At 51.7% G+C, this 11,201-nt stretch carries 13 protein-coding genes and 2 pseudogenes; 12 read left to right on the top strand and 3 right to left on the bottom strand.

Annotated elements, in window-relative coordinates:
• The first annotated feature begins 80 nt into the window (after positions 1-80).
• Positions 81-839 (top strand): DNA-binding transcriptional repressor YgbI, encoded by a 759-nt coding sequence (gene ygbI / locus H0248_RS15950; RefSeq protein ID WP_180786651.1) that lies wholly within the window; start codon positions 81-83, stop codon positions 837-839.
• A gap of 23 nt (positions 840-862) precedes the next feature.
• Here the strand turns inward: ygbI and H0248_RS15945 are convergent, their stop codons facing one another.
• Together H0248_RS15945 and H0248_RS15940 are read right to left on the bottom strand one after the other, a co-directional pair.
• The gene (locus H0248_RS15945; RefSeq protein WP_240346061.1) at positions 863-1,162 is read right to left on the bottom strand and encodes a helix-turn-helix domain-containing protein; all 300 of its coding nucleotides are present in this window, start codon (positions 1,160-1,162) and stop codon (positions 863-865) included.
• Entirely contained in the window at positions 1,143-1,568 is a 426-nt protein-coding gene (locus H0248_RS15940) for a type II toxin-antitoxin system RelE/ParE family toxin (protein WP_180786649.1), read from the bottom strand. The genes H0248_RS15945 and H0248_RS15940 overlap by 20 nt, the downstream gene beginning before the upstream one ends.
• Positions 1,569-1,778: 210 nt before the next feature.
• Here H0248_RS15940 and H0248_RS22220 point away from each other — a divergent pair.
• The 11 genes and pseudogenes from H0248_RS22220 to H0248_RS15880 all read left to right on the top strand — a co-directional run.
• Positions 1,779-1,992, top strand: a pseudogene (locus H0248_RS22220) (hypothetical protein); the annotation flags it as partial.
• Positions 1,993-2,052: 60 nt separating this feature from the next.
• The gene (locus H0248_RS15930) at positions 2,053-2,748 is read left to right on the top strand and encodes a hypothetical protein (RefSeq protein ID WP_180786647.1); all 696 of its coding nucleotides are present in this window, start codon (positions 2,053-2,055) and stop codon (positions 2,746-2,748) included.
• 1 nt (position 2,749) lies between these two features.
• The gene (locus H0248_RS15925; protein ID WP_180786670.1) at positions 2,750-3,166 is read left to right on the top strand and encodes a hypothetical protein; all 417 of its coding nucleotides are present in this window, start codon (positions 2,750-2,752) and stop codon (positions 3,164-3,166) included.
• Positions 3,167-3,275: 109 nt separating this feature from the next.
• On the top strand, positions 3,276-3,554 hold the full coding sequence (locus tag H0248_RS15920) for a type II toxin-antitoxin system TacA family antitoxin (RefSeq protein ID WP_039521400.1): 279 nt from the start codon (positions 3,276-3,278) through the stop codon (positions 3,552-3,554).
• A gap of 374 nt (positions 3,555-3,928) precedes the next feature.
• Positions 3,929-4,210 (top strand): annotated as a pseudogene (locus H0248_RS15910) (GNAT family N-acetyltransferase); the annotation flags it as partial.
• A 131-nt stretch (positions 4,211-4,341) separates the two neighbouring features.
• Entirely contained in the window at positions 4,342-5,676 is a 1,335-nt protein-coding gene (gene ugpB / locus H0248_RS15905) for a sn-glycerol-3-phosphate ABC transporter substrate-binding protein UgpB (protein WP_180786646.1), read from the top strand.
• A 72-nt stretch (positions 5,677-5,748) separates the two neighbouring features.
• Positions 5,749-6,636 carry a sn-glycerol-3-phosphate ABC transporter permease UgpA gene (gene ugpA / locus H0248_RS15900; RefSeq protein ID WP_039502377.1) on the top strand — a complete coding sequence of 296 codons (888 nt, stop codon included), beginning with the start codon at positions 5,749-5,751 and terminating at the stop codon, positions 6,634-6,636.
• A 25-nt stretch (positions 6,637-6,661) separates the two neighbouring features.
• Positions 6,662-7,507, top strand: a complete 846-nt coding sequence (ugpE, locus tag H0248_RS15895) for a sn-glycerol-3-phosphate ABC transporter permease UgpE (RefSeq protein ID WP_039474832.1) — start codon at positions 6,662-6,664, stop codon at positions 7,505-7,507.
• Positions 7,508-7,532: 25 nt separating this feature from the next.
• On the top strand, positions 7,533-8,606 hold the full coding sequence (locus tag H0248_RS15890; RefSeq protein WP_104209594.1) for a sn-glycerol-3-phosphate import ATP-binding protein UgpC: 1,074 nt from the start codon (positions 7,533-7,535) through the stop codon (positions 8,604-8,606).
• A complete protein-coding gene (ugpQ, locus tag H0248_RS15885) occupies positions 8,606-9,355 on the top strand; it encodes a glycerophosphodiester phosphodiesterase (RefSeq protein ID WP_180786645.1) in 750 nt (249 codons plus the stop codon). Before H0248_RS15890 ends, ugpQ begins: the two co-directional genes overlap by 1 nt.
• A 193-nt stretch (positions 9,356-9,548) precedes the next feature.
• A complete protein-coding gene (locus H0248_RS15880; protein WP_010303205.1) occupies positions 9,549-10,505 on the top strand; it encodes an AEC family transporter in 957 nt (318 codons plus the stop codon).
• Between the two features lie 330 nt (positions 10,506-10,835).
• On the opposite strand, the gene H0248_RS15875 is transcribed toward H0248_RS15880, so the two are convergent.
• Entirely contained in the window at positions 10,836-11,132 is a 297-nt protein-coding gene (locus H0248_RS15875) for a hypothetical protein (RefSeq protein ID WP_180786644.1), read from the bottom strand.
• Positions 11,133-11,201: the final 69 nt, after the last annotated feature.

Below are 11,201 nucleotides of genomic sequence, written 5' to 3'. Positions count from 1 at the left end.
CATCAAACGGGGTGTTTCTCACAATATTTATCAGCCCCCCTATTTATCAGACCAGCACAATCAAACAGGGAACGGATAGCGTGATTCCAGTAGAACGTCATCAACAGATTCTGGCGCTGATCGCCGAGCGCGGTGCGGTAAGCATTAACGAACTGACCGAGCGACTGGGCGTGTCGCACATGACGGTACGGCGCGATGTGCAAAAGCTGGAGCAGGACGGCCTGCTGCTGAGTGTCTCCGGCGGTGTGCGCTCGCCTGAACGGCTGGCGATTGAGCCGTCGCATCAGGATAAATCAGTGATGTTCAGCCAGCAGAAAGAGGCAATTGGTAAACTGGCGGCGCAGCATATCCCGTTCAATAGCTGCATTTATCTGGATGCGGGCACTACCACGCTATCGCTGGCGCGCGAACTGGCCGATCGTGACGATCTGCTGATTGTCACCAACGACTTTGTGATTGCTGCCTTTCTGATTGAGTCCAGCCAGTGCCGCATGATCCACACGGGCGGCACGCTGTGTCGGGAAAACCGCTCCTGCATTGGCGAAGCGGTGGCACAGGCGCTGCGCAACCTGTTTATCGATATTGCGTTTATTTCCGCGTCTTCCTGGAGCCTGCGCGGGCTGTCCACGCCGAATGAAGACAAAGTGGTCGTGAAACGCGCGGCGGTAGACGCCAGCAGTAAATGCATCCTGCTATGCGACACCTCAAAATACGGCCGCATCGCCACCCATCTCGCCACGCCGCTCAGCGTCTTCGACAGCATCATCACCGACGACGGCCTGCCCGCCGCTGCTAAAGACGCCTTGAGCAAAATGGGGGTTGAGGTGCTTGTGGCGTGAAGGAGGGGGTTATGTCTGTTTGTCTAACTGGCAAAAATATCCAGACCTTTCTCGTTGATTATATTGAGAAGACGTAGTGCAGCCCCTGAGGGTTTCTTCTCATTTCGTTCCCATTTTGAGACGCTCTCAACGGACATATTGAGAGCATAAGCTAAAGAAGATTGCGACATTTTATAACGGGAACGCATGTTCTGAATGTCTGCTCCGCTCATTGCGTGAGCTTGCTCAATGCGTTCACGGAATTCCCTTGCTGCAACCCGATTATTGATGTGTTCCATCGTGGTATCAGTGATACCTCCATGTTCATGCAGGCTTTTCGCCATTTCCTGTAGCTCTTTCATCTTTGCAGCCATCGCATTCCACCTCTCGTAGTTCTTTCACTTTTACTAATTGAGCTAGTTGTTGAACGGTGAGTTGAAATAGGTCACCAGCAATGTCTTTATAAACAGCCAGCTCATCATCTTGAATTTCTTTAACGCCTTTCCTGACCTGATTTTTTTTCCATCCATCGGCAAAAAATAGATTAGAGCCCAGCTTGAAAAAGATGATTGTTCTGGCTCCTGCACTCTTTCCGGCATTCAATGCAATTCGTTTTTTAAGCACGCCACCGCCAAGGTCACCCTCAAAACGGCCATTCATCACCTCATGAGCAATCTTACAAAGATAACTATCAGAAAGTATTTCGCTTTTTAGTTTTTTATCGAAGAGCTTAGTTGTGTATACCGCCACGGTTAATCCTTAAACATGACTAGTAATAATAACTATAGTCTAAATTACGGGTTTTCTGCAATAGTGCAATCGTAGTGGCACGAAATAGTATGTTTAATCGGTGCTTTTATCTCTCCCTCTCTTTGCCATTTCCCCGTCATTTTCCAGTTGTTTTTTCTGTCATACGCGTATGCCATGCTTGTTTTCGCCCAAAAAACGCCGTGATGTTCAGCCAGCAGTAAGTGCGTACTGCTATGCGACACCTCAAAATACGGCCGCATCGCCACCCATCTCGCCACGCCGCTCAGCGTCTTCGACAGCATCATCACCGACGATGGCCTGCCCGCCGCCGCCAAAGAAACCTTGAGCAAAATGGGGGGAGGTGCAGGTGGCGGGCGTTTACCTGAGCGGATTCTTTAATGCCTTGAGTTTCATCTGTAAATAAACGTATTATCGCAATGTGATTAATTAAATAACCTCATGAAAAAACAAAGGAATGTAAATAATGAGCGTGCGTAGTGAAATCATTGATGGCCGACAAGCCTCGGGTGTGACATATGGCTTGATTTATACCGAGGTGCTAGGTTGGATTGATTTAGGCCATGCGAAAGGGGACGACATTAAGGATATTATTCAACAAATGTATGTCGGGGAGAATACTGAAGACGGAATGCCATACTACGATGTTACCTATAAACAAGGCATGATTGGACTCAGAAGAAGTGTCACTATCAACCGGTTTATTAAGTGGCGGATAAAAAAAGGAAGATCTCTTCAAGAAAGACATCGCATTGCTCTTGCTATGATGCTCACCGTAGCGAAACGGTTTGAATCTATGCAGGCTTCTTTTCCATTCAATTTAGTTACAGATAGTGGATTTAGTGGGGAAGATCTTGTTTCAGATTTATTAGGTTTTTACCGAGTGGTTTCTACTCCTAATCCTTTTTATTTATTACGGCCAGTGAGTAAAGAAGAAGCATTAAAACGATGGGATTTTTATGGCCCTATAGGAAATTTTAAAAACATAGGATTCCGCCCTATTTTATTTCCAGACCCTGAGAAGATGCCGCATGCTCAACCTCGATTGGGGTATCTCCCCTCTTTTATGCAAACAATACAACCCTATAATGATTTTAAGTCAGGAAACGTAGGTATTGCATCCTACGATGGCACTGAACTCACAACAAATTTCTTTAAATAACATGAAAAAAAAGATAATTATACCACTCGTCATATCGCTCCTCATTGCCTTGCCGCTTATCTATTATTGGCCTGCCATGGTTATTCTGACGGAGGGGAGTTCTCGCTACACGGAACAGGACACCCGACGATATGAAATGCTGACGGATGAGATCATTAAAAATTGCCCGCGTATTTCTTCTATCTATGATTTTGGCTATGCAACCGTTGATGGCCCTGCATTGGAAGTCAGTAATATTACGTTTCAAAACACCAATGACGCGACAAACATACGCGGCTATCTAGCGTCGCTTGGCTTTACGCTGAGCTACACAGACACAACGGGTGAGTATTGGAAGTCTACGGATTCAGATAAAACGATACATATAGGAATCATCAACGATCCTAAAACCGTTATCGTTGATGTCATTCGAAAATAGGCCTGAATAAAGCAGCAAGCGCATTTGAATGTATGGTGATGTTCCGGTGTGTAGCATTTTTGTACACATCATGTATAGTTGTATAGCGATTCACTACACGGGCATGATGATGAAACCTGAAACTAAAGAAGCGCCAATCAATATTCGGGCCAAAGCCTCCCAACGGGATTTGATCGATATGGCTGCAAACCTTGTGTCAAAATCGCGTACCGATTTTATGCTTGAAGCAGCCTGCCGCGAGGCGCAGGACATTTTGTTGGATCAACGTTTGTTTATTTTGGATAACGAACAGTTTGACGAATTTTTGGCCGAGTTGGATGCGCCTATCACCGCAGAGCGTCAGGCTCGCATTAACGATCTAATGAGCCGCAAATCGCCATGGGAATAACTGCGCCAGAGCCATTATCTTCCAGCCATAATCTTGCTGAATTTTGCAGCCAAGAACCGAGCTTGAATGAATGGCTAAAAAAGAAAGCGCTAAAAAATCATAGTGCAGGGATTTCTCGTGTATATGTGATTTGCGCTGAAGGCACACATCAGGTGATTGGATATTATTGTTTATCAACAGGTAGCGTTCAGAGAAATACCAGGGCGGGATTCCACTTTGCTTAAAACGCATACAATTCAAGAAATTTGATAATACCCATATATTAATAACCTTTTATCAATCGGTAATTATGTATCTGACGTGCATTCTTTGAACTGAAATCGTATCTATTTTGAGCATAATAACCACACAAAGTGAGTTAGATCTCGCCCTGGAGAAATACAGCGCCTGGTGCATATAGACGTAATGCCCCCGAATCACTACCAGTCATTGTCCTTGGGCGGCTTGCCATTGATCTGGCGTATTCTGGTAAAGGTTTGGGTGTGGCTTTATTAAAAGACGCGATATTTCGGACTGAGAATATTGCTTTGCAAGTGGGTGTGAGGGCATTAGTCGTTCACGCGCTGGATGAGAACGTGCGCAATTTCTACCTTAAATTCGCTTTTGAGCCCTCGCCAGTGCAGCCCCTGATGCTACTCTATCCAATTAAAATTTAGAGCTTTCCCTCCTTCCTTGTCACTTTCCCGTCATCTTCCAGTTATTTTTCTGTCATGCGCTCATGTCATGTTTACCTTCGCATAAAAAACGCCGTGATGATGGCGCATTTAATTGATTGCAGGAGACAGGCATGTTCAACAACACAATTCGTAAAACACATGCTATTCGCACCGCCGCGGCGTGTGTGGCATTAGCGCTGATGAGCGCCAGTGCGCAAGCCGCGACAGAAATTCCTTTCTGGCACTCCATGGAAGGCGAATTAGGGAAAGAAGTGAATTCTCTGGCTGACCGTTTTAACCAAGCGCACAGCGATGTAAAAATTGTTCCGGTCTATAAAGGCAACTACGAACAGAATCTGGCCGCCGGGATTGCGGCCTATCGTGCGGGGAATGCGCCCGCTATTTTGCAGGTCTATGAAGTCGGTACGGCGACCATGATGGCAAGTAAAGCCATCAAGCCTGTCTATGAAGTCTTCAAAGACGCAGGCATTAATTTCGATGAATCGGTGTTTGTACCGACTGTCTCCGGTTATTACACCGATGCGAAGAGCGGTCACCTGCTGTCGCAGCCGTTTAACAGCTCCACGCCGGTGCTGTACTACAACAAAGATGCCTTCAAGAAGGCCGGTTTAGATCCTGAGCAGCCGCCGAAAACCTGGCAGCAGATGGCTGAATACACCGCCAAACTGCGTGCAACTGGGATGAAGTGCGGCTACGCCAGCGGCTGGCAGGGCTGGATTCAGATTGAAAACTTCAGTGCCTGGCACGGTCTGCCCGTTGCGAGCAAAAATAACGGCTTTGACGGCACCGATGCCGTGTTGGAATTCAACAAACCAACGCAGGTTAAGCACATCCAGCTGTTGCAGGACATGAACAAGAAGGGTGACTTCACCTATTTTGGGCGTAAGGATGAGCCGACCGAGAAGTTCTATAACGGCGACTGCGCTATTACGACCGCCTCTTCCGGTTCGCTGGCGAACATTCGGGAACACGCCAAGTTCAATTACGGTGTTGGCATGATGCCGTATGACGCCGATGCGAAAGGTGCACCGCAGAACGCCATTATCGGTGGTGCCAGCCTGTGGGTGATGGGCGGTAAAGATGCCGCGACCTACAAAGGCGTCGCTGAGTTTATGAAGTTCCTGGCCGAGCCGGAAAATGCCGCTGAATGGCATCAGAAAACCGGTTACCTGCCAATCACTACTGCGGCGTACGAACTGACGCAGAAGCAGGGCTTCTACGAGAAAAACCCAGGTGCGGATATCGCCACGCGTCAGATGCTGAACAAGCCACCGTTGCCGTTCACCAAAGGTCTGCGTTTGGGCAACATGCCGCAAATTCGTACCGTTGTGGATGAAGAATTAGAAAGCGTATGGACCAATAAGAAGACGCCACAACAGGCGTTGGATAGCGCAGTAGAACGCGGTAACGCACTGCTGCGTCGCTTTGAACAATCGACGAAGTAATACGCTTCTGTTGAGCAATATCGGGCCGAAGGGAATCGGCCTGTTTCTTTTCTGTTTGCAATGAGTTACCGCATGACATCATCCCGCCCCGTTTTTCGCAGCAGTTGGTTGCCTTACGTGCTGGTGTTACCTCAACTGCTGATTACCGTGATTTTCTTTATCTGGCCTGCTGGTCAGGCGCTGTGGTATTCGGTGCAGAACCTGGATCCATTTGGGTTATCCAGCGAATTTGTCGGCATGGAAAACTTCAGGCAACTGCTTAATAACCCTTACTACCTTGATTCGTTTTACACCACGCTGATATTCAGCTTTCTGGTGGCAGGGTTTGGCATGCTGATTTCACTCTTTCTGGCCGCGCTGGTGGACTACGTGATCCGTGCCAGCCGCCTGTACCAGACGTTGATCATCCTGCCGTATGCCGTGGCACCGGCCGTTGCTGCCGTGCTGTGGATGTTCTTGTTTAACCCCGGTCTGGGGCTGATCACCCACTTTCTCGGGCTGCTGGGCTATACGTGGAACCACGCACAGAACAGCGGTCAGGCGATGTTTTTAGTCGTGCTGGCATCGGTCTGGAAACAGATTAGCTATAACTTCCTGTTCTTCCTTGCCGCGCTGCAATCGATCCCCCGTTCGCTGGTGGAAGCGGGCGCGATTGATGGTGCTGGCCCCGTGCGGCGCTTCTTCAATCTGGTGCTGCCGATGATTTCTCCGGTGAGCTTCTTCCTGCTGGTGGTCAATCTGGTGTACGCCTTTTTCGATACCTTCCCGATTATCGATGCCGCAACGGCCGGTGGGCCTGTGCAGTCGACGACCACGCTGATCTACAAAATTTATCGTGAAGGCTTCGCAGGGCTGGATCTGTCCAGTTCGGCAGCGCAGTCGGTGGTACTGATGATACTGGTTATCGGGCTGACCGTGATTCAGTTCCGTTTTGTTGAGCGGAAGGTGAATTACCAATGAAGATAAATCTACAAGGTCAATGCCAATGATTGAGAATCGTCGCGGGTTAGATATTTTCAGCCACGTCATGCTGATCGTCGGCATTCTCGCCGTACTGTTTCCGCTGTACGTGGGGTTTGTGGCCGCCACGCTGGATAATCAGGAAGTCTTTCAGGCTCCGATGACGCTCATCCCCGGTTCTCACCTGTGGGAAAACCTGCGTTATATCTGGCTGCACGGTGCGGGCAACAACACCACGCCGTTCGGACTGATGCTGCTCAACAGCTTCGTGATGGCGCTGGCGATTACGATAGGAAAAATCACCGTATCGATCCTGTCCGCTTACGCCATCGTCTATTTCCGTTTTCCGCTGCGCAACCTGTTCTTCTGGATGATTTTTCTGACGCTGATGCTGCCGGTGGAAGTGCGTATTTTCCCGACGGTGGAAGTGATCGCGCGGCTGGACATGATGGACAGCTACACCGGTTTAACGCTGCCGCTGATGGCTTCGGCGACCGCGACCTTCCTGTTCCGTCAGTTCTTTATGACGCTGCCGGATGAATTGATGGAAGCGGCGCGTATCGACGGTGCCAGCCCGATGCGTTTCTTCTTCGACATGGTGTTACCGCTGTCGAAGACCAATCTGGCGGCGCTGTTCGTGATCACGTTCATCTACGGCTGGAACCAATACCTGTGGCCGCTGCTGATTGTCAGCGATGCCAGTCTGGGCACCGCAGTCGCTGGGATTAAAAGCATGATTGCCTCCGGCGATGGGGCCACGCAGTGGAATCAGGTGATGGCGGCCATGCTGCTGACCATGTTGCCGCCGCTGCTGGTCGTGCTACTGATGCAGCGCTGGTTCGTTCGCGGTCTGGTCGACAGCGAAAAATAAATCGAGACGAATTTCGGAAACGCTTATGGCATGTTTAAAACTTCAGGCCGTCACCAAGTCTTACGATGGCAAAACACAGATTATCCAACCTATCGATCTGGACGTTGCGGACGGCGAATTCGTGGTGATGGTCGGGCCGTCAGGCTGTGGCAAATCGACACTCCTACGCATGGTCGCAGGTCTCGAACGCACCACCAGTGGTGATATCTACATTGATAACCAGCGGGTCACCAATCTGGAACCGAAAGATCGCGGTATTGCGATGGTGTTCCAGAACTATGCGCTTTATCCCCATATGAACGTGTTCGACAATATGGCTTACGGCCTGAAAATTCGTGGCTTCGGCAAGGCGCAGATCCGCGAGCGCGTGGAAGATGCGGCGCGAATTCTGGAGCTGATGCCGCTGCTGCAACGCAAACCGCGTGAGCTATCGGGCGGCCAGCGTCAGCGCGTGGCGATGGGGCGGGCGATTGTACGTGAACCGGCGGTGTTCTTGTTCGACGAACCGTTGTCGAATCTGGATGCCAAATTGCGCGTACAGATGCGGCTCGAGTTACAGCAACTGCACCAGCGCCTGAAAACCACCAGCCTGTACGTCACGCACGATCAGGTTGAAGCGATGACGCTGGCACAGCGCGTTATCGTCATGAACAAAGGGATCGCCGAACAAATCGGTGCGCCGGCTGAGATTTATCGCCGCCCGGCATCGTTGTTTGTGGCCAGCTTTATTGGTTCACCGGCCATGAACCTGTGGTCAGGTCGCATTAGCGATGACGGCTGCCGCTTTGAAATCGATGGTGACATCGCGCTGGCGCTGCCTGAACCGAAGCCGCAATGGCGCGGTAAAGCATTGACGCTGGGGGTTCGACCAGAGCATATTCAGCTGGCGACGAGCGAAACCGGCGGTATCCCGTTGCAGATTTCAACACTCGAACTGCTGGGCGCAGACAATTTAGCGCACGGCAAGTGGGGTGGGCAGAACGTGATCGCGCGGCTCTCTTATGAGCACTGCCCCGCGATCGGCTCGACGCTTTGGTTACACTTACCGACGTCATCATGGCACCTGTTTGATTCGCAAAGCGGATTACGGATGGAATAATGGAAACAATCTGGCCTTACCCGAGCATTGTCGCCCATCGCGGCGGCGGTTCACTGGCACCGGAAAACACGCTGGCGGCGATTGATGTTGGTGCCAGCCTCGGTCACAAGATGATCGAATTTGATGCCAAGCTGTCGCAGGACGGCCAGATTTTCCTCCTACACGACGACACGCTTGAGCGCACCAGCAACGGCTGGGGCATTGCAGGTGAATTGCCGTGGGACAAGCTGGTCGGGCTGGATGTCGGCGGCTGGTACGGTCATAAATTTGTCGGTGAACGTCTGCCGCTGCTATCGGAAGTGGCAAAACGCTGCGTGCAGTACGGCATGGCGGCCAACATCGAAATTAAGCCCACCACCGGATATGAAACAGAAACCGGGCGGGTGATTGCGCTGGCGGCGCGCCAGCTGTGGGCCGATCATCCGGTCGCACCGCTGCTGTCATCGTTCTCTATCGAAGCCCTGGAAGCGGCGCAGCAGGCGGTGCCAGAACTGCCGCGTGGGCTGCTGCTGGATGAATGGGAAGAGGACTGGTTGGTGTTAACACAGCGTCTGGATTGTGTGTCCATCCACCTGAATCACAAACTGCTGACGGCAGAACGCGTTGCGGCGCTGAAAGCTGCAGGTTTGCGCATTCTGGTTTATACCGTCAACCAACCTGATCGCGCGCAAACTTTGCTGGATTGGGGCGTTGACTGTATCTGTACTGACCGGATAGATTTAATCGGGGCACACTTCGCGACCGGCTGAGGTCTGCCTTATACCCGTCATACTTCAAGCTGCTTGTGCGTTGGCTGCCTTTGCTCACCCCAGTCACTTACCTGAGTAAGCTCCTGGGGATTCTCGCAGTTGCCGCCTTCACGCAACTCGAATTATTTAGGGTATATCTCCGTAATAACGGATCCCCTTTCTGACTCGGTGCCGGTAATAAGGAAGTGGCGTCATGCCCGCATTTATTGTTTCGCTTTGGCACCAGATTTTTCTGTCGTTACCCCTCTTTGTTCTTATCGCCCTCGGCTATAGCCTGATTCGCTATGGTAAATGGCCGACCACCGTGACCGACGGCATGACGCGCTTTGTCTTCTCCGTCGCCATGCCCGCGATGCTGTTCCGCCTGATGTCGGATTTTTCCAAACGTCCGGTGGTGGATGCCCGGCTGCTGATCGCCTTTTTTGGCGGCTGCCTGCTGGTGTTTGTCTTAGGCCGCATCGTGGCGCGCAAGGTCTTTCATCTTGATGGCGTCTCTGGCTCGCTGTTTGCGCTGAGCGGTATCTTCTCCAACAACGTGATGCTGGGGCTGCCGATTGCCACGCTGATGCTGGGCGAAGAGGCGATTCCGTCTGTCGCGCTGGTCGTGGTGTTTAACGGGCTGATTTTGTGGACGCTGGTAACGGTGTCGGTGGAATGGGCGCGTAACGGGGCGCTGTCGCTACAGGGCTTTACCAAAACCGCGCTGGGCGTGCTGAAGAACCCGCTGATTATCGGCATTCTGTCCGGGACCTTATTCAGCCTGACGGGCCTGCCGCTGCCGTCGTATGTCGATCAGCCGCTTGCCATGCTGGGGCAGATTGCCGCACCGCTGTCGCTGGTGGCACTGGGAATGGGGCTGGCGGAATACCGCGTGCGTGACGGCTGGCAGATCAGTACGGCGATTTGCACGATCAAACTGCTGGTACAGCCGCTGGTGATCTGGGGGATTGCGATTGCACTCGGCCTGCCGGAAATGGAAACGCGTGCGGTCGTGCTGCTGGGGTCGATGGCGGTGGGCGTCAACGTCTATCTGATGTCGCGCCAGTTTGATGTATTGGGCGGCCCGGTGGCCTCCAGCCTGCTGCTATCAACGGCGATGGCGGCGTTAACCACGCCGTTGATTCTGACGCTGATGGGTGTGCGGTTATAGCCAGCCACGCTTGGCTGAGGAAGCCTGTGGTTAGGCACTCTGTTAGTGTTATGTCATGTTTCGTGCGCGTTTGCTCTCGTGGTTTTCTGTAACCGTTGTCGCATGCGCCCGACACGGTGCGGCTCAATCGCCGCCGCCCCGTGACCCCCGGCTTTTCGCGGGGAATCACGCCGCTTTGCGGTACCTTCGGTGTTCATGCCCGCTACCCGGACCGCCTGTGACGCGCTCCCGGCGCGGCANNTCCATGCCGCTCATCCGGCGGTCACGCCCACCTCAGCGTAATTCTTTACGCGCATAAGATAATAAAAATCAAAAGAGCAGACCCGTTGATCAGGGGTTCTGTTTAATCGGTGGCGGTGGTGTGGTTCTCTGTGAACGCTGTAAATCCTGCTGTAGCTGCTGCTGGCGCTGTTGCTGCAACTGCTGATTACGCTGTTGCAACTGCTGATTCAACTGCTGTTGCTGTAATTTTTGGTTCTGCTGCATATTTTGCTGCAACTGTTTCTGGCTGCTGATACCACTCTCAAACTGCTGCTGAGGCGTGGGCGCTTGCGGCGTGTTAGCGCTTGCCAGAAGCGGCAGGCCGAGCAGGGCAGCACAGGCCAATAATGTCTTAGGGTGTTTCATTAAACCTCCACACAAGCCTTCGGCCTGTAGATAAGCCATTTGCGAAACGAAAACGGCAATAATGGGATA

Source organism: Pectobacterium brasiliense (assembly GCF_013449685.1).
Taxonomy (GTDB): Bacteria; Pseudomonadota; Gammaproteobacteria; order Enterobacterales; family Enterobacteriaceae; genus Pectobacterium; species Pectobacterium brasiliense_A.
This window is presented reverse-complemented; position numbering and strand designations above follow the sequence as displayed.

Excerpts from the sequence above, each read along its gene's own strand:
- H0248_RS15945 (WP_240346061.1), bottom strand. The coding sequence starts at position 1,162 with ATGGCGAAAAGCCTGCATGAACATGGAGGTATCACTGATACCACGATG.
- H0248_RS15930 (WP_180786647.1), top strand. The coding sequence starts at position 2,053 with ATGAGCGTGCGTAGTGAAATCATTGATGGCCGACAAGCCTCGGGTGTG.
- H0248_RS15925 (WP_180786670.1), top strand. The coding sequence starts at position 2,750 with ATGAAAAAAAAGATAATTATACCACTCGTCATATCGCTCCTCATTGCC.
- H0248_RS15920 (WP_039521400.1), top strand. The coding sequence starts at position 3,276 with ATGAAACCTGAAACTAAAGAAGCGCCAATCAATATTCGGGCCAAAGCC.
- ugpB (WP_180786646.1), top strand. The coding sequence starts at position 4,342 with ATGTTCAACAACACAATTCGTAAAACACATGCTATTCGCACCGCCGCG.
- ugpA (WP_039502377.1), top strand. The coding sequence starts at position 5,749 with ATGACATCATCCCGCCCCGTTTTTCGCAGCAGTTGGTTGCCTTACGTG.
- ugpE (WP_039474832.1), top strand. The coding sequence starts at position 6,662 with ATGATTGAGAATCGTCGCGGGTTAGATATTTTCAGCCACGTCATGCTG.
- H0248_RS15890 (WP_104209594.1), top strand. The coding sequence starts at position 7,533 with ATGGCATGTTTAAAACTTCAGGCCGTCACCAAGTCTTACGATGGCAAA.
- ugpQ (WP_180786645.1), top strand. The coding sequence starts at position 8,606 with ATGGAAACAATCTGGCCTTACCCGAGCATTGTCGCCCATCGCGGCGGC.
- H0248_RS15880 (WP_010303205.1), top strand. The coding sequence starts at position 9,549 with ATGCCCGCATTTATTGTTTCGCTTTGGCACCAGATTTTTCTGTCGTTA.
- H0248_RS15875 (WP_180786644.1), bottom strand. The coding sequence starts at position 11,132 with ATGAAACACCCTAAGACATTATTGGCCTGTGCTGCCCTGCTCGGCCTG.